At 67.1% G+C, this 16,556-nt stretch carries 14 protein-coding genes; 5 read left to right on the top strand and 9 right to left on the bottom strand.

Annotated features, from left to right (window positions below):
* Window positions 1-7 precede the first annotated feature (7 nt).
* From FU658_RS00750 to FU658_RS00725, 6 genes are all read right to left on the bottom strand, one after another.
* On the bottom strand, window positions 8-1,618 hold the full coding sequence (locus tag FU658_RS00750; protein ID WP_222708325.1) for a DUF4331 domain-containing protein: 1,611 nt from the start codon (window positions 1,616-1,618) through the stop codon (window positions 8-10).
* Between the two features lie 189 nt (window positions 1,619-1,807).
* Window positions 1,808-2,155: a carboxypeptidase-like regulatory domain-containing protein gene (locus tag FU658_RS00745; RefSeq protein WP_147890358.1), complete on the bottom strand. Its 348-nt coding sequence runs from the start codon at window positions 2,153-2,155 to the stop codon at window positions 1,808-1,810.
* Entirely contained in the window at window positions 2,152-2,877 is a 726-nt protein-coding gene (locus FU658_RS00740) for a DUF4198 domain-containing protein (protein WP_147890357.1), read from the bottom strand. Before FU658_RS00740 ends, FU658_RS00745 begins: the two co-directional genes overlap by 4 nt.
* Window positions 2,878-2,906: 29 nt before the next feature.
* The gene (locus FU658_RS00735; RefSeq protein WP_147890356.1) at window positions 2,907-5,003 is read right to left on the bottom strand and encodes a TonB-dependent receptor; all 2,097 of its coding nucleotides are present in this window, start codon (window positions 5,001-5,003) and stop codon (window positions 2,907-2,909) included.
* A 132-nt stretch (window positions 5,004-5,135) separates the two neighbouring features.
* Window positions 5,136-6,296 (bottom strand): isovaleryl-CoA dehydrogenase, encoded by a 1,161-nt coding sequence (locus FU658_RS00730; RefSeq protein ID WP_147890355.1) that lies wholly within the window; start codon window positions 6,294-6,296, stop codon window positions 5,136-5,138.
* A 139-nt stretch (window positions 6,297-6,435) separates the two neighbouring features.
* Window positions 6,436-7,536, bottom strand: coding sequence for a Glu/Leu/Phe/Val dehydrogenase dimerization domain-containing protein (locus tag FU658_RS00725; protein ID WP_147890354.1), 1,101 nt, complete (start codon window positions 7,534-7,536; stop codon window positions 6,436-6,438).
* A gap of 275 nt (window positions 7,537-7,811) precedes the next feature.
* Here FU658_RS00725 and FU658_RS00720 point away from each other — a divergent pair, with 275 nt between their 5' ends.
* The 4 genes from FU658_RS00720 to FU658_RS00705 all read left to right on the top strand — a co-directional run bounded on the left by FU658_RS00720 (window position 7,812) and on the right by FU658_RS00705 (window position 10,445).
* Window positions 7,812-8,363 carry a hypothetical protein gene (locus FU658_RS00720; RefSeq protein WP_147890353.1) on the top strand — a complete coding sequence of 184 codons (552 nt, stop codon included), beginning with the start codon at window positions 7,812-7,814 and terminating at the stop codon, window positions 8,361-8,363.
* A gap of 98 nt (window positions 8,364-8,461) precedes the next feature.
* Complete coding sequence (locus FU658_RS00715; protein WP_222708324.1) at window positions 8,462-9,037, top strand: COG4315 family predicted lipoprotein; 576 nt, start codon at window positions 8,462-8,464, stop codon at window positions 9,035-9,037.
* Window positions 9,034-9,957 (top strand): DUF3034 family protein, encoded by a 924-nt coding sequence (locus FU658_RS00710; protein WP_147890352.1) that lies wholly within the window; start codon window positions 9,034-9,036, stop codon window positions 9,955-9,957. The genes FU658_RS00715 and FU658_RS00710 overlap by 4 nt, the downstream gene beginning before the upstream one ends.
* Before the next feature lie 20 nt (window positions 9,958-9,977).
* Complete coding sequence (locus FU658_RS00705) at window positions 9,978-10,445, top strand: group I truncated hemoglobin (RefSeq protein ID WP_147890351.1); 468 nt, start codon at window positions 9,978-9,980, stop codon at window positions 10,443-10,445.
* A 64-nt stretch (window positions 10,446-10,509) separates the two neighbouring features.
* Here FU658_RS00705 and metH read toward each other — a convergent pair whose 3' ends face one another.
* Genes metH through FU658_RS00690 form a run of 3 tightly spaced genes read right to left on the bottom strand, consistent with a single transcriptional unit; the run spans window position 10,510 to window position 15,211 of the window.
* Window positions 10,510-13,218, bottom strand: a complete 2,709-nt coding sequence (metH, locus tag FU658_RS00700; protein ID WP_147890350.1) for a methionine synthase — start codon at window positions 13,216-13,218, stop codon at window positions 10,510-10,512.
* Complete coding sequence (locus FU658_RS00695; RefSeq protein WP_147890349.1) at window positions 13,215-14,273, bottom strand: homocysteine S-methyltransferase family protein; 1,059 nt, start codon at window positions 14,271-14,273, stop codon at window positions 13,215-13,217. Before FU658_RS00695 ends, metH begins: the two co-directional genes overlap by 4 nt.
* Before the next feature lie 11 nt (window positions 14,274-14,284).
* Window positions 14,285-15,211, bottom strand: a complete 927-nt coding sequence (locus FU658_RS00690) for an ArsR/SmtB family transcription factor (protein WP_147890712.1) — start codon at window positions 15,209-15,211, stop codon at window positions 14,285-14,287.
* 130 nt (window positions 15,212-15,341) lie between these two features.
* Here FU658_RS00690 and FU658_RS00685 point away from each other — a divergent pair, with 130 nt between their 5' ends.
* Window positions 15,342-16,532 carry an acyl-CoA dehydrogenase family protein gene (locus tag FU658_RS00685; RefSeq protein ID WP_425477560.1) on the top strand — a complete coding sequence of 397 codons (1,191 nt, stop codon included), beginning with the start codon at window positions 15,342-15,344 and terminating at the stop codon, window positions 16,530-16,532.
* Window positions 16,533-16,556 lie beyond the last annotated feature (24 nt).

The raw sequence follows: 16,556 nt of genomic DNA, 5'->3' as shown, positions 1-16,556 counted from the left end.
CAGCCGCTCAGAGGATGTCTCTGTCCATGTGCGAGCGACGGGAAGCGGTTGGTTGGTCCGAGGTCTCGGGCGTGGCTGTTCCGGTTGACTGTGACGTTTCGGTCGGCTTCGAGCCATTGCCGATGCTTTCAGCCAACGCAGCACGGCGTTGTGTTGCGCTGGGCGCGGTACCCACGGCGTTCGTTCCAGCCGAGAACGGCGATCCCGGCAGCGGAGTGTTGAGGTAGGGGAAGGCCGCCGGGAAGTCGAGTGCCGACACCGCGGCCCCGTCGGTCAATGGCAACTGGCCCGCCGGTGCAACATCTTCCGGCAGCAAGACGCCCATCATCACGCGCAGCGCGATGTCGACCACATCGTCACCCGGGCGACGGCCGTTCGGGAAGCCCGCGACATCTCCTGCGATCACGCCCATGTTGGCCTGCTCCGCTCTTGCAGTCGGCGCAATAGCGGTGTTGAGGCGCAGCATTTCCGATGCGGTCACTTCCATCGGTTGGTTGAGTCCTTCGACGCCTGTCAGGAACGCCGCGACAAGGTCGGTTCGCGGATATTGATCAGGCGCCGGCGCACTGAAGAGGATCTCGATCAGCGCGGGCAGGGTCGGGTTGGTGACATAGGTGGCGAACTGGCCATCGTCGCTGGGATGGGACGCGTTGAAGCTGTCCTTGTCGGGAAGTCCGATCACCACTTCGTTCACCAGCGGGGCACCCAGGCGTGAGACCTGGAAGCGCGCCTGACCCATGCGGGTACCAGCCTGTGCCCGGCCGGCCTGAAGCGGAAGCGTGGCCGTCGTCCACGCGCCGATGACGGGCTCGCTGCCTGAGGTCAGGCATGACACCGGTACCTCGAGGGCGATGCTGGTGACGTTCTGATCGGCAAGGACATTCTTGCCTGCATCCTCCGGCCCCAGCGGATCTGTGTTGATCAGGTCGAAGATCTCGCCGAGGTTTACCGCGAATCCGTCATTGCGCTGGCCCACGAATACACGGCCGTCGCCACAGGTGCCGAAGCGGATGTCGTAGATGTGGTTGTTCGCGTAGGTCTCGTACTCGGGGAAGGACTTTTCGCCGATGTTGTCGAAGGGCTTGCGGAACGTGGTGCCTCCCACCGTGAGGTTCTGCAGCGGCGTGAGGCGCTTGCCGAAGTTGCGACGGCCTTCCACGCGCGAAACGGTGTAGGTCTCGATGACATTCTTCACGCCATCGTTTTCAGTCGGGGTCAGGCCGAACGACCCGATGTTCGACAGCGGCACGGCCACGTCGACTCCATCCACGGGAATGGTGAGGTTCTGGACGTTGTTCTGGACCTGCACCACGAAGGTGATGTCCTCCTGGGCGTTGCCGGTGTTGTCGATGTGGATTTCGTACGTGGCCAGCGGGTCGAGCTGGAAGTAGTTCGGGCCGCCGTAGGCATCCTGCAAGGGCAGGTAGTTGGCGATGAAGACCACATGGTCCTCTCGGCCCTCCTCGTAGCTTCGGAACATATAGAAATCGGTGCCATCCACCTTGGGCATTCCTGCGATCAGCGGCGCCTCCCGGTGGCTCGAGGCATCTGCTGGCATCGCGTTCATTGCCAGTGCGGTGGCGATAGCCAGGGTGGTCAATGCAATCCTTTTAGTCATGATCGTTCTCCTCCGTTAGTTAGAACCCGTCGGCAATTGAGGCCGACGGGTCCTTGGTAGAGCGGCGATGTTCCGATCCGGATGCATTCGCTTGGCCCTCCACCTGAACCTACGCTGGCAGGCGTGAAGGTCGATGCACGGTGGTGTGAACGGAGTCTTGAAAGGTGTGAGGCATGCGTGAGTGCGGCGTCAGCGTGATGCCCGCTCGCCCAGCACGATCTCCCGTTCCTGCCGATGGTCTTCATCAGCCACGACGACCACGCGGTAGCGCCGACCCAGCTGGCCGGGGACGCTGAAACGGCCCTGGGCATCGGCATGCACCCCGAGGGTGGGCGCCGCGGGGTCGTCGAGGTCCGTCACCTCGACCCACTCTCCGGCGCCGGGATATCCATCGGAGTAAGTGATCGTGCCTTCGACCGCCTCGCTGCCCGGGTCGGGTTCCAGGGCCAGGCGTATCCCGTGCGCATGTGACGGCGAGGGCAGGGCGAGGCCTATCAGGGCCAGGCACAGCACGATCCGCAGCATCAGCGCGCTCACGGAGCATCCACCGAAAACACAAGGGAATATTCGTAAGACAGCTGCGTATAGCGAGGCTCGTCGTCAACCTCCATTCGTTTCCCGGCCCACAGCTTGTTGAAGCCGACCTCCGGGATGAATTCGGCCACGCCGGTGGCGTCGGTGACACCCTCCCCGGTGTCTTCTCCGCGCCCGATCCGCACGCCGGCCGCCGGCTCGCCATCGATCAGGACCTGCACACGCAGGGGCTCGCCTGCGCGCGGCGCCTGCAAACGCGTGGGCAGCACCTCCATGGCCTGGCCGACAGGGGTCAGGATGACGTCGGATTCCCAGTCCAGGATGGTCTTGTGGTACTTCTGCGCGTTGACCGCGCTCACCGCGCCTTCCACCTCCGTCATCGGTGCACGCACGCTGGGCCCGTGGCTGGTGCGGGTATGGATTGCGTTGTCGAAGTGCAGGGTGACCATGGCGGTTCCGGGCGCAATCCCGATGAACACGCGCTCGCCTTCCCGCGTGAGTTCGGTGGGCACGTCGTGTCCATCCGCGTGAAGCGCGCGGACCTGCCCGATGCGGTCGGCATCGAAGGCGTTGGTTTCGCCGCCATGGCCACCGAAGAACACTTCCCACGTGTGCTGGCGTTCGGCCAACGGTTCCAGCCAGATGGTATGGGCGAGGACGGACGGGCTGCTGGCCAGTGCCAGTGCTGCAAGACCTACGGTCGTGCTGATGAGGCGAGTACGCATGGCGGGGTGCCTTTGATTGGAAAGGGGATTCAGAATCCGACCTGGGCGCCGATCGTGAATTGCCGCGGCGCCCCGGGGGTGAGCAGTTCGGTGCCGAAGGAAACCCCCGACGCGGTGGTGTAGCGGCGGTCGAGCACGTTGTCGATCTTGATGTAGGCACGCACGGGGGCGCGGGTCTGGAACAGATAGGAGGCACCAAGATCAAGCGTGGTGTAGCCGCTGGCGCGACGGGTGTTGGCCGTGTCGATCCAGGCTTTACCGACATGGCGAAGGCTGGCATCCAGGCGGAGCGGCTGGGTGGGGTCCCAGCCAAGGTTCAATGTGGCGGTCTTCTCCGGCACGCCGGTGACCTCCTTGCCCAGCAGCGCCGGGTTGGCGTTGATGCGGACCCTGGAACGTGCCTGCCCATAGACCGCTCGCACGTCGAAGGCGTCGCTGGCCTGCCATCGGGCGGACATCTCCAGCCCATTGCGCAGGGTCGACCCGAAGTTCTCGAACTCGCCGGGCGCCACGGCGCGGAATTCCTCCGTGGAACTGATGCGGTAGGCGACGGCATCAAGCGAGACGCTGTCCGTGGGTGTCACAAGCACGCCCAGTTCGGTCTGGGCGATCTGGTTCGGGTCCAGCGACTGGGCACCGGGAGCGTATTTCGTGAAGCCGCCCGGCAGCGCGAAGCCCTCGGAGTAGCTCCCCCGGAGCTTCAGCCACGGGCTGAGCTGGGAGCTGATGCCGAGCTTCGGACTGATGTTGTCGATGCTCTCCAGCGTGTCGCAGGGATTGTTGCCGGCTTCCGGCCCCAAGGGCCGACACGTTCCCTTGAAACGGTCGTAGCGGGCACCCAGCGAGAGATCCAGAAACCGATGGGCATCGACATTCGCCTCGAAGTAGGCGGAACGGCTGTCGATGACGCTTTCGCGATCGCTCAGGGCAGGAGCGACACGCCGGCGGTTGTCCAGACCATCGAAGAACTGGAACTCGGTGGTTTCGCTGAAGCCCTCGACGCCGACGACGAACACCACCGGTCGGCCCAGGAGCATCGCGCTCGCGTTGAGGCTGGTGCCCAGGCCGTAGACGTCACGGTCGTAGGTCTCCTCGCGTTGCAGGAACTCGTCGGCGGACACCGGCCGGGTGAAGAACCGGGTGAACTGCTGCCGGGTCGAGTAGGCGAAGCTGAGGATATGCAGATCGCTCGATGGCGAGAAGTTGATGTCGCCGCGAAGGGTCTTGAAGTCCTTGATCGCACCATCGTTCCGGGTCCTTGGATCAATGCCGAACGGATCGGTCTCGAACTGGGCCCGGGTGATGCGTGAGGCATTGTCCGCGATGGTCTTGTGCACGCGGGTGGAGACCGACACCTCGGTGCGTTCGGTCGGCGCAAAGCCATAGCGCAGCGCGCCGGTACGACGTTCGGTGGTGGATTGCGCGCGGAAGCTGTCGGTGTGGAAGGCCTGGGCGGCCACGTTGAGTTGATGGCGCTCACCCGGCGAGGCGCCAAGCGCCGCCTGCGCGTCGAAGGTGCCATAGCCTCCCGCACTGACATCGAGCTCGCGGTATTCCCCCGACTTGCGGGTGTTGAACGCCACCAGCCCGCCGCGGTTGAAGTTGCCGTACAGCGCCGACACCGGGCCGCGATACACGGTGAGGCTTTCGATTTCCAACGGCACCAGGATCTGCACGTCGACATAGCCGTCGGCGTGCGAATTCGCCTCGTTGAGGGGAATGCCGTCCACTGCCACGCCCAGGTCGCCACCGTGCCCGCCACCGCCGAAGCCACGGATGACCGTCGAAGATGCGACGCCCCCGTATCCGAAGTAGCGGACGGTCATGCCGGGTATGTTGCGGAACAGGGCCTCCACGTCGCTCACCCGTTCGGCGGCGATGTCCGCCGAGCCGAAACGATCAGAGGAGTAGGCGCTGGAGCGGGCATCCACGCCTTGCCCCTTCACCTGGATCGTATCGAGCGTGATCGCAGTCGATCCGCTTGCAGAAGCGGGCTGCACTTCCCCCGAAGCCATCGAAGGCACGGAAGCGACGACCAGGATGCACGCAAGAATGCCGATGTGCGCGCTTGGACAGCAGATGCCGGCACGCAGGCGGCCCGGCGGGCTGAAGAAGCGACATTCCATGAAGTGCCTTTTTGGCTCTCTCGACTCAGGAAGAGAGCCAAGTCCTTCATTGGAACGTTAGATTCGGGCCAGTAGACACAACGTGAAAGGGGAGTCGGGCGCGTCCGTTGCGCAGCTGCAGCACCAGGCGGATCAGGCCTTGTCCTCGAACAACTCGCGTCCGATCAGCATGCGGCGGATCTCGTTGGTTCCCGCGCCGATCGCGTACAGCTTCGCATCGCGCAGGATGCGGCCGGTCGGATATTCGTTGATGTAGCCGTTGCCGCCCAGGCACTGGATGCCTTCCAGCGCCACCTCGACGGAGGCCTCGGTGCAGTGCAGCAGGCAACTGGCCGCATCCACGCGCGAGCGGTGGCCGGCGTCGTAGTCGCGCGCCACCTGGTAGGCGTAGGCGCGGCTGGACTGCAGCGAGGTGTACATGTCGGCGATCTTCGCCTGCATGATGCCGAAGCTGCCGATCGGCGCGTCGAACTGCTGTCGCTCGCGCACATAGGGCAGGGCGATGTCGAGCGCAGCCTGCATCAGGCCGATCGGGCCACCCGACAGCACCAGGCGTTCGGTGTTGAGGCCGCCCATCAGCACCTTCACGCCCTGGTGGACCTCGCCCAGCACGTTCTCGGCAGGGATCTCGCAGTCCTCGAACACCAGCTCGCAGGTGTTGGAGCCGCGCATGCCCAGCTTGTCGAGCTTCTGCGCGGTGGAGAAGCCCTTCATGCCGCGTTCGACGATGAAGGCGGTCATGCAGCGACTGCCCGCGTCCTTGCCGGCGGTACGCATGTAGACGATCAGCACGTCGGCCTCGGGGCCGTTGGTGATCCACATCTTGTTGCCGTTGGCCACCCAGCTGCCGTCCTGGCGCTGCACCGCGCGGCAGCTCATCGAGCCGACCACGTCGGAGCCGGCACCGGGTTCGCTCATTGCCAGCGCACCCTTGAACTCGCCGCTGCACAGTTTCGGAAGGTACTTCTCGCGCTGCGCCTGGTTGCCGTTGGAGTACAGGTTCTGCACGCACAGGTTGGAATGGGCGCCATAGCTCAGGCCGACCGAACCGGAGGCACGGGAGATTTCCTCCATCGCCACCAGATGGGCCAGATAGCCCATTTCCGAACCGCCGAACTCGCCCGGCAGCGTGATGCCCAGCAGGCCCATCTCACCCAGCTTGGGCCACAGGTCCTGCGGGAACGCGTTCTCCTCGTCGATACTGGCCGCGCGTGGCGCGATCTCGGTTTCGGCGAAGCGGCGCACGGCCTCGCGCAGCGCATCGATGTCTTCACCCAGTGGGAACGGACGCATACAACACTCCATGGTTCAGGGCGGGCAGGGTCCGGCCCGCGTGGTGACGGCGTCGTTGGCCGCCAGTCCTTGCATTTCACCACGCCTGAAACACGTCGCCCGGACTGGCCGGGCGGACGTGGGCGCAATGTCGTTGCGATCAGGCGCTGCGGCGGCCCAGGAAGCGGGTCGCACGGTCGCCCATGTGCGGCAGCTTGAGCTTGCCGATGGTCGCGATGCGCTCCTCGGCCATGCGGTCGGCGGCCTTGTAGGTCGGGATCTTGTCACGCTCGGCAATCTCGAAGATGCGGCCGAGGTTGTGGTAGATCGTGCGCATCATGCGCATCGCACGCTCGCGGTTGTAGCCGTCGATCTCCAGCGACACGTTCATCAGGCCACCTGCGTTGACCGCGTAGTCGGGCGCATACAGCACGCCGCGCTTGCTCAGCTCGTCGCCGATCTCGTTGTCGGCCAGCTGGTTGTTGGCCGCGCCACAGATCACCTTGGCCTTGATGCGGTCGATCGTCTTCTCGTTGATCGTGCCGCCCAGGGCGGTCGGCGAATACACGTCGGCGTCGACGTCGTAGATCTCGTCCAGGCCCACGGCCTCGGCACCGAACTCGTCCACCGCGCGCTGCACGGCGGCCTTGTTGATATCGGTGACGAACACCTTCGCGCCCTGCTCGCGCAGCAGCTTCACGAACTCGATGCCAACGTGGCCCACGCCCTGCACGGCGTAGGTGTACTTGCCCACGTCCTCGTTGCCGAACTTGTGCTGCAGCGACGCCATCAGGCCCTGCAGCGTACCGAAGGCGGTGAACGGCGAGGGATCGCCCGAACCGCCGTGGACCTGATGCACGCCGGTGACGTACTCGGTCTCGCGGAAGACGTGCTCCATGTCATTGACGTCGATGCCGACGTCCTCTGCGGTAATGTAGCGACCGCCCAGCGAATTGACGAAGCGCCCGAAGGAGCGGAACAGCGCCTCGGACTTGTCGGTGTTGGGATCCGCCCAGATGACCGCCTTGCCGCCGCCCAGGTTCAGGCCCGAGACCGCGGCCTTGTAGGTCATGCCGCGCGAGAGGCGCAGCACGTCGTTGATCGCCTCCTCCTCGTTCGCGTAGTTCCACATGCGGGTGCCGCCCAGGGCCGGGCCCAGAACGGTGTTGTGGATCGCGATGATGGCGCGCAGGCCAGCGTCCTTGTTGTGGCAGAACACCACTTCCTCGTGTCCCGAGGTGGCGATGGTTTCGAAGATCATCTGAGGCTCCGTGGGCATGCCCGGGTGCACCCGGCACCAGGAGCGATGCAAGGAAACACGTGAGGTTGATGCCGCAACTGTTTGAGTGGATTGACGCCGAACCGACCGGGGAAGTGCATGGCCGGGCTGACGGCGCGCGTATTGTAAAGCATTCCCCCCGCGGCAACACGGTGCCCGCGGCCGCCGGGGCGTGTCCCCACCGGCCGGGCTTTCGCGTATTTCCACAGCTGTACACCACCGTGGCCGCCCTGTCGGTCCGACCCAAGGAGGACACCATGACCATCGTCGCCGCCCGCAACGTCGCACTCGTCGCGCTCGGGCTCATCCTGCCTTCGCTGGCGCTCGCCGACGCCCGCCAGGAACTCGTTTCCGCCTTCGGCAAGGCCTTCGACCGGGAGGCGTACCGCATCGAGGTCGACAGCCCGGGCCAGCGGGGAGGCCAGGCGCAGATCGACGTGCAGCTTCCCGATCGCTTCCACATGCGCTCGGCCGAGGGTGAGTTCATCATCCATCCGCAGGGAACCTGGGCCCAGCATGGCGGCCAATGGATGCGGATGCCGATGGACATGTCGTCCATGGTCGCCGCCTACGCCCAGCCGTCCCGGGAGGAGGCCGAGGCCGAGCTCACGCAGGTCGAGCGCATCGGCGAGGAGCAGGTCAGGGGGTGTGCGTCGACCCTCTACCGCTACCGCAACAGCGAGGGCACGGCCGTCGCTGCGGTGTGCCGCGAGACCGGCCTTCCGGTGCGCATCCAGACCGAGGGTGGCGAGCCGGTGACGCTGTACTACGACTTCGACACCGCGATCGACATCCGGCCGCCCAACTGACCGGTACACGGCGCGCGACGCGAGTCGGGTTCACGCCGGCATCGCGCGACGTGGGTTGAAACTGCGCCCCGGGGACATCCAACCAGGGGCAGTTATCCATGGCAACACCGATTCGCGGCCTTTCGCGGCCGCTGCTTTGCGCGATGATCCTGGCGATCGCCGTACCACCGGCGCTCGCGCAGGAATCCCGATGGCCCTGGCGCCGTCCGGCGGAGCGCCCGGAACCGGCACCGGTTCCCGAGCCGGCCCGGCAGGCGTCGGCCGCCGACGAGGTCGGCCGCATCCGCGAGTCCACGGCTGATCCGGCCACCGACGAGGAGTCCGCGCGATTCTCCGCCGCGCTGGCCGCCGCCGAGGTCACCCACCCCGCACTTTTCATCGAAGGCATCCTGGTCGGTCCCCAGGGCATGACCCTCTACACCTACGGCCGCGATGCGCGCGGCGCCAGCACCTGCTACGGCGTGTGCGAGCGCTTGTGGCCGCCGCTCACGGCCAGCTTCGACGACGAACCCGTCGGTGAGTTCAGCATTTTCGAGCGTCTCGACGGCGGCCTGCAGTGGGCCTTCCGTGGCGAGCCGCTGTACTACTGGGCCCACGACACCCGACCGGGCGATGTCACTGGCGACAACGTCAACGAGGTGTGGTTCGTGATCAAACAGGGGGACGGGGAATGAGTCTTGTGAAGCGAGGTACGCGATCGCGGCAAACCGGGGTTTCGCTCGCGCTGTCTGTGGCGCTGGCGTCGGTGCCGGGCGCCGTGCTGGCGCAGGCGGTGGCCGGGGAGGCCAGTGATCCGGCCACGGGCGGAAAGCTGCTCCTGACCGGCGGCGTGAGCCAGGTCGAGGGCAGTGCCGGCGGCGGCCTGGCCCCGTGGGCGCTTATCGGTGGCTACGGCGAGCGCGGTCAGTGGGGCGCCAACGCGTTCTATACGCGCCTTGGCCTGGACGATTACGCGCTCGACAGCTACGGCGCGATAGTCGGGTTCGACAATCGGATCGAATTCAGCCTTGCCCGACACAGTTTCGACACCCGGGATGTCGGTGCGGCGCTGGGACTGGGCCGGGGTTTCAAGCTCGAGCAGGACATCGTCGGGGTCAAGCTGAGGGTGTTCGGCGATGCCGTGCTGGAGCAGGACAGCTGGTTGCCGCAGGTGGCGCTTGGCGTGCAGCACAAGCGCAACCGGCAGGGTGCGGTGGTGCGCTCGGTCGGTGCGGTCGACTCCAGCGGCACCGACATCTATGTCAGCGCCACCAAGCTCTATCTCGCCCAGGGCTTGCTGGTGAACACCACGGTGCGTTTCACCAAGGCCAACCAGTTCGGGCTGCTCGGCTTCGGCGGCGATCGCCGCGACAGCTACCGGCCCCAGTTCGAGGGCTCGATCGCCTGGCTGCTCAACCGGCACCTGGCGATCGGCGGCGAATTCCGCACCAAGCCCGACAACCTCGGCGTCGCGGGGGAGGACAGCGCCTGGGACGTCTTCGTGGCGTGGGCGCCGAACAAGCACCTCTCGCTGACCGCGGCCTGGGTCGACCTGGGCAACATCATCGTGGGCGAGCAGCGCGGCCCCTACCTTTCGCTGCAGGTGGGCTTCTGATGGCCGCCAGGAGAATCGACATGCTCAAGCACATTCGCATGGCCGTGGCGGCCACCCTGCTCGCCCTGGTGCCAGTCGGCCTGGTGCTGGCCCAGACGGCGCCGGCAGACCCGGCGCCGGCCCACCCGGAACTGCGTGGCGTACTCGATCAGTTCGGAGGCGAAGCCGGACTCGTCGCGCTGATGGACGACTTCATGGCGATCATGCTGGCCAACCCCGAACTGGCACCCTTCTTCGAGTTCAGCGACCAGGCGATGGTCAAGCGGCACCTGGTCGAACAGTTCTGCGTGATCCTGGGGGGCGGCTGCACCTACACCGGACGCGACATGGTCGAATCGCACCGCGGCCTGGCGATCACCCGCGGCAACTTCAACGCGCTGGTGGAAGACCTGCAGACCGCAATGAACCGCCGCGGCATCCCGTTCCGCGCGCAGAACCAGCTGCTGGCAAAGCTGGCGCCGATGCACCGCGAGATCGTCGAGCGCTGAGGCCGCGCCACCCCGAGGAATCCACGGGCTCGCCTCCGTCAGCTGGCGGCGCGGCCCGGCGACCTCACTCCGGGTCGTAGTCCAGGTTGGGTGCCAGCCAGCGTTCCGCCTGGGCCTGGCTGACCCCCTTGCGCTGCGCGTAGTCCTCGACCTGGTCGCGGCCGATGCGGCCGACGACGAAGTACTGGCTGTCCGGATGGGCGAAGTAGAAGCCGCTGACCGCGGCAGTCGGCGTCATCGCGAAGTTCTCGGTCAGCTCGATGCCGGCATTGGCCTCGGCCTGCAGCAGGTCGAACAGCGTGCGCTTCTCGCTGTGGTCGGGGCAGGCGGGGTAGCCCGGTGCCGGGCGGATACCGCGGTATCGCTCCTTCACCAGCGCGTCGTTGTCCAGGCGCTCTTCCGCGGCGTAGGCCCAGAACTCGGTGCGCACCCGCTGGTGCAGGCGCTCGGCGAAGGCTTCGGCCAAGCGATCCGCCAGCGCCTTGAGCATGATCGCCGAGTAGTCGTCGTGGTCGCCCTCGAAGCGCGCCACGTGTTCGTCGATGCCGATGCCGGCGGTCACCGCGAAGCCGCCCATCCAGTCGCGCAGCCCGCTCGATCGCGGGGCGACGAAGTCGGCCAGGCACAGGTTCGCGCGCTCGCCCACCGGCTTGTCGGCCTGCTGGCGCAGGCAGTGGAAGCGCGCCCGCGCCTGGCCGTCGTCGTCCAGCACGACGATGTCCTCGCCCTCGCTGGTGGCCGGCCACAGCGCCATGACCCCGCGTGCGCGCAGCCAGCGCTCTTCGATGATCCGCGCCAGCATCGCCCGTGCATCGGCCAGCAGCTCGCGTGCCTGCGGGCCGACGACCTCGTCGTCGAGGATCGCGGGGTAGCGGCCGGCCAGTTCCCAGGCATTGAAGAAGGGCGACCAGTCGATGTATTCCGCCAGTTCCACGAGCGGGTAATCCTCGAACACGTGCAGGCCCGGCCGTGCCGGCGTCGGCGGGGGGTGGGCCTCCCAGCGCCCGTCGAACCGGTTCGCCTGCGCCTTGGCGAACGAGACCAGGCGCTTGGCGCTGCCGCGGTCGCGGTGGCGCTCGCGTATCGCGGCGTAATCGTCCTCGTTGGCGGCCACGAACGCCGCGGACCGCTCGGGGCTCAGCAGGGACTGCGCCACCCCGACCGCGCGCGAGGCGTCCTTCACCCACACCGTCGCCCCGGTGTAGTGCGGCGCGATCTTGAGCGCCGTGTGCGCGCGTGAGGTGGTCGCCCCGCCGATGAGCAGCGGCACCTCGAAGCCCTGGCGCTGCATCTCGCGCGAGAGCTGGCTCATCTCCTCCAGCGAAGGCGTGATCAGCCCGGAGAGTCCGATGATGTCGGCACCGGCCTCGCGGGCACGGTCCAGGATCGTCTGCGCCGGCACCATGACGCCCAGGTCGATGACCTCGAAGTTGTTGCAGGCCAGCACCACGCCGACGATGTTCTTGCCGATGTCGTGCACGTCGCCCTTCACCGTGGCCAGCACGATCGTGCCGTTGTTGCGGCTGACGTTTCCGGTGCGCCGCTTCTCCTCCTCGATCCAGGGGATCAGGTGCGCCACCGCCTTCTTCATCACCCGCGCCGACTTCACCACCTGCGGCAGGAACATCTTGCCGGCGCCGAACAGGTCGCCGACCACGTTCATGCCGGCCATCAGCGGCCCCTCGATGACCTCGAGCGGCTTGTCGGCCCGCAGCCGGGCCGCCTCGGTGTCCTCGACGACGAACTCGTCGATGCCGTGCACCAATGCGTGCTTGAGCCGGCCTTCGACGTCCATGTCGCGCCAGGCCAGCTTCTTGCGCTCGGCCTCCGGGTCACTGGTGCCGGCACCGCCCTTGTGCCGCGCGGCGATCTCCATCAGGCGCTCGGTGGCGTCGCTGCGTCGGTTGAGCACCAGGTCCTCGACCCGCTCGCGCAGCTCTGGCTCGATGTCGTCGAGGATCGGCATCGCGCCGGCATTGACGATGCCGAAGTCCATGCCGGCGGCGATCGCGTGGTAGAGGAACACCGAGTGGATCGCCTCGCGCACCGGCGTGTTGCCACGGAACGCGAAGCTGACGTTGCTCACGCCACCGGAGACGTGGCAGTGCGGCAGCGTGTCGCGGATGATGCGCGTGGCCTCGATGAAGTCGACCGCGTAGTTGTCGTGCTCGGCGATGCCGGTGCCGATCGCGAAGATGTTGGGGTCGAACAGGATGTCCTCGGGCGGGAAGCCCACCTCGTCGACCAACAGGCGGTAGGCGCGGGTGCAGATCGCGACCTTGCGCTCGCAGGTGTCGGCCTGGCCCTGCTCGTCGAAGGCCATGACCACGACGGCCGCGCCATAGCGCAGCACCGTGCGCGCCTGTTGCAGGAACGCGTCCTCGCCCTCCTTGAGCGAGATCGAGTTGACCACGCCCTTGCCCTGCAGGCAGCGCAGCCCGGCCTCGATGACCTCGAACTTCGAGGAGTCCACCATCACCGGCACCCGGGCGATGTCGGGCTCGGCGGCGATGAGGTTGAGGAACCGGACCATCATCGCGGCCGAGTCGATCATGCCCTCGTCCATGTTCACGTCGAGGATCTGCGCGCCGGCCTCGACCTGCTGGCGGGCGACCTCGACCGCGGCGTCGAGGCGGTCCTCCTTGATCAGCTTGCGGAACTTCGCCGAGCCGGTCACGTTGGTGCGCTCGCCGATGTTGACGAAGTTCGACTCCGGCCCGATGACCAGCGGCTCCAGGCCGGACAGGCGCATGCGGCGGGGCAGGGCGCTCATGCCGCCGCCTCGGTCTGCGGGATCGCGCGCGGCGGCAGGCCGTCCATCGCCCCGGCGATCGCCCGGATGTGCTCCGGGGTCGTGCCGCAGCAACCGCCGACCAGGTTCAGCAGGCCGGCCTCGGCGAACTGGCGCAGCGTGCCGGCCATCTGTTCCGGCGTCTCGTCGTAGCCACCGAAGGCATTCGGCAGCCCGGCATTCGGGTGGCAGCTGATGTGCGCGGTGGCCACGTGCGAGAGCACGTCGACGTGGGCGCGCAGGTCCTTGGCACCCAACGCGCAGTTGAGGCCGATGAACAGCGGCTGCGCATGCGCCACGGAGTACCAGAAGGCCTCGGCGGTCTGGCCAGAGAGCGTGCGCCCGGAGCGGTCGGTGATCGTCCCGGACACCGCGACCGGAAGCCGGCCGCCACGGCGCTCGAACTCCTGGGCGAGCGCGAAAAGCGCGGCCTTGGCGTTGAGGGTGTCGAAAACGGTCTCGACCATCAGCAGGTCCGAACCCCCGTCGACCAGGCCTGCGACAGCCTCGGAGTAGTTGTCGACCAGTTCCTCGAACGACGTGGCGCGAAAGCCGGGGTTGTTCACATCCGGGCTGATCGATGCGGTACGGCTGGTCGGGCCGATCACGCCGACCACGAAACGGGGCTTGCCCGGCGTCGCAGCGGTGGCCGCGTCGCAGGCTTCGCGGGCTAGTCGGGCGGCCTCGCGGTTGAGTTCGCCGACCAGCGCCTGGGTGCCGTAGTCGGCCTGCGACAGCGCAGTGGAGTTGAAGGTGTTGGTTTCCACCAGGTCGGCACCGGCCTCCAGGTAGGCGCGGTGGACATCGCGGATCAGGGCCGGTTGGCTCAGCGTCAGCAGGTCGTTGTTGCCCTTCTGCTCGAGTGCCAGCGCCTCGTCGCCGCCCTCGGCGAAGCGCTCCCCGCGGTAGCCGGCCTCGTCCAGGGCGTGCGCCTGGATCATCGTGCCCATCGCGCCGTCCAGCACCAGGATGCGCTGGTCGAGGGCCTCGAGCAGGGGCGTGGTGCGATCGGGGTCGAGCCAGGGCAGGGTGGGCATCGGTCGGGGCCTCAGGGCTTGGTCGCGGTCAGGGAGACGACTTCGAAATGCGGAGGGCGCTTCTCGCGCGTCACCGTCTCGCACACGTTGACCTTCAGGCCGGCCTTCTCGGCGTGGCGCTTGAGCTCGCGCGGGGTGAAGCCGAGGTTGACGTGGCCGTAGGGCGTCACCGCCGCGCGGTGCTCGTGGCGCGCAAGCGCCGTGGCCAGCAGCCGGCCACCGGGACGCAGCACCCGTGCCGCCTCGGCCACGGCCACCACCGGGCGCTCGGCGTAGGTCAGCGCATGCATCATCAGCACCAGGTCGAAGCTGGCCTCGTCGAAGGGCAGGTCGTGCATGTCGTGCTCGAGCACCCGGACGTTGCGGTAGGCCGCCAGGCGGGTCTGTGCGGCGGCGACCACCTTGTGGCTGGCGTCGATGCACACGAACGAACGCGCGTGGGGGGCCAGCAGTTCGGCCGTGACCCCGTCGCCGGAGGCGATGTCGAGCACGTCGCCGGGTTCCAGCAGCGGCAGTGCGGCACGGGCCAGGGCTTCCCAGGTTCGACCCGGCGAGTAATGGCGCTCCATGTCCCCGGCCACCGAGTCGGCCCAGTTCTGGTCCACGGCGCGCATCGCCAGCACCGAGGGCAGGCGCTCGGCATCCGCACGCAGCATCGGATCGTCGGTGCCCTGGCGCAGTGCCTGCCACAGCGACGCCTCGGCCGGGTCGAGCTCGCCGTTGAAGCGGTAGTAGGCGGACACGCCGGCGCGGCGGTCCATGACCAGGCCCGCCTCCTTCAGCCGGGCCAGGTGGGTGGACACCCGCGGCTGGGCCAGCCGGGTGATCGCGGCGAGTTCGGCCACGGTCAGCTCCTCGTGCTCCAGCAGTGCCAGCAGCCGCACGCGGGTCGCGTCGGAGAGCACCTTCAGGCAGGTCGACCAGGCTTCCAGATCCACAGGCATCCCTTTATCGCGATTCAAAGATATATGGATGGTGGCGGCTGCCGTCGGACAGGTCAAGCCCGGCCGTGCGGCAATTCGCCTCCACGCCGTGGTGACTGGCCCGCGTTACAATGCGCGGCTGAAAGTGCCTATTTCCGAACCAAAGGACCTCACCGTGGATTTCAACTTCACCGAAGAGCAGCTGATGATCCAGGACGTTGCCCGTCGCATCGCCCAGGAGAAGATCGCCCCGACCGCCGCCGAGTTCGACGCGTCCGGCGAATTCCCGAGCGCGAACATCAAGATCCTCGGTGAGAACGGCCTGATGGGCATCGAGGTGCCGGCCGAGTACGGCGGTGCGGGCATGGATCCGGTGGCCTACGTGCTGGCGATGATCGAGATCGCCGAGGCCGACTGCGCCCATTCCACGATCATGTCGGTCAACAACTCCCTGTTCTGCAACGGCATCCTGAAGTTCGGCTCCGAGGAGCAGAAGCAGAAGTACGTGCGGGCGATCGCCGAGGGCGAGGCCGTGGGCGCGTTCGCGCTGACCGAGCCGCAGTCGGGCTCGGACGCCACCGCGATGCGCTGCAAGGCGGTCAAGCGCGACGACGGCCGCTACGTCGTCAACGGCAAGAAGAGCTGGATCACGTCCGGCCCGGTCGCCGACTACATCGTCCTGTTCGCCCAGACCGACCCGTCCAAGGGCGCCAAGGGCATCACCGCGTTCATGGTCCACACCGACCGCGAGGGCTTCCACCGCGGCAAGACCGAGCCCAAGCTCGGCATCCGTGCCTCGGCCACCTGCGAGGTCGAGTTCACCGACTACGTGGTCGAGCCCGAAGAGGTGCTGGGCCAGGAAGGCGAGGGCTTCAAGATCGCGATGGGCGTGCTCGACGCCGGCCGCATCGGCATCGCCTCGCAGGCGGTGGGCCTGGGGCGTGCCGCCTACAAGGCCGCCGTGGCGTACTCCAGGGAGCGCAAGAGCTTCGGCCAGCCGATCGGCAGCTTCCAGATGATCCAGGCCAAGATCGCCGACATGAAGTGCCGGCTGGATGCCGCCGAGCTGTTGACGCTGCGCGCGGGCTGGGCCAAGGCCCAGGCCGAGAAGAACGGCGGCCGCTTCAGCACCGAGGCCGCGGTGGCCAAGCTGACCGCGTCGGAAGCGGCGATGTTCATCACCCACGCCGCGCTGCAGGTGCACGGCGGCATGGGCTACTCCAAGGAGATGCCGCTGGAGCGCTATTTCCGCGATGCCAAGATCACCGAGATCTACGAAGGCACCAGCGAGATCCAGCGCATGGTCATCGCCCGCAACGAGACCGGTTTGCGCTGATCGTCGCGTAGAACTGAACGAGAG

This window comes from Alkalisalibacterium limincola (assembly GCF_008017755.1).
GTDB classification, from domain to species: domain Bacteria; phylum Pseudomonadota; class Gammaproteobacteria; order Xanthomonadales; family Xanthomonadaceae; genus Alkalisalibacterium; species Alkalisalibacterium limincola.
Note: the sequence above shows the minus strand (reverse complement) of the source record. Positions and strands in the feature narration are given on the sequence as shown.

Coding starts and splice junctions, on each gene's coding strand:
- FU658_RS00750 (WP_222708325.1), bottom strand. CDS start 1,618: ATGACTAAAAGGATTGCATTGACCACCCTGGCTATCGCCACCGCACTG.
- FU658_RS00740 (WP_147890357.1), bottom strand. CDS start 2,877: ATGCGTACTCGCCTCATCAGCACGACCGTAGGTCTTGCAGCACTGGCA.
- FU658_RS00735 (WP_147890356.1), bottom strand. CDS start 5,003: ATGGAATGTCGCTTCTTCAGCCCGCCGGGCCGCCTGCGTGCCGGCATC.
- FU658_RS00730 (WP_147890355.1), bottom strand. CDS start 6,296: ATGCGTCCGTTCCCACTGGGTGAAGACATCGATGCGCTGCGCGAGGCC.
- FU658_RS00725 (WP_147890354.1), bottom strand. CDS start 7,536: ATGATCTTCGAAACCATCGCCACCTCGGGACACGAGGAAGTGGTGTTC.
- FU658_RS00720 (WP_147890353.1), top strand. CDS start 7,812: ATGACCATCGTCGCCGCCCGCAACGTCGCACTCGTCGCGCTCGGGCTC.
- FU658_RS00715 (WP_222708324.1), top strand. CDS start 8,462: ATGGCAACACCGATTCGCGGCCTTTCGCGGCCGCTGCTTTGCGCGATG.
- FU658_RS00710 (WP_147890352.1), top strand. CDS start 9,034: ATGAGTCTTGTGAAGCGAGGTACGCGATCGCGGCAAACCGGGGTTTCG.
- FU658_RS00705 (WP_147890351.1), top strand. CDS start 9,978: ATGCTCAAGCACATTCGCATGGCCGTGGCGGCCACCCTGCTCGCCCTG.
- metH (WP_147890350.1), bottom strand. CDS start 13,218: ATGAGCGCCCTGCCCCGCCGCATGCGCCTGTCCGGCCTGGAGCCGCTG.
- FU658_RS00695 (WP_147890349.1), bottom strand. CDS start 14,273: ATGCCCACCCTGCCCTGGCTCGACCCCGATCGCACCACGCCCCTGCTC.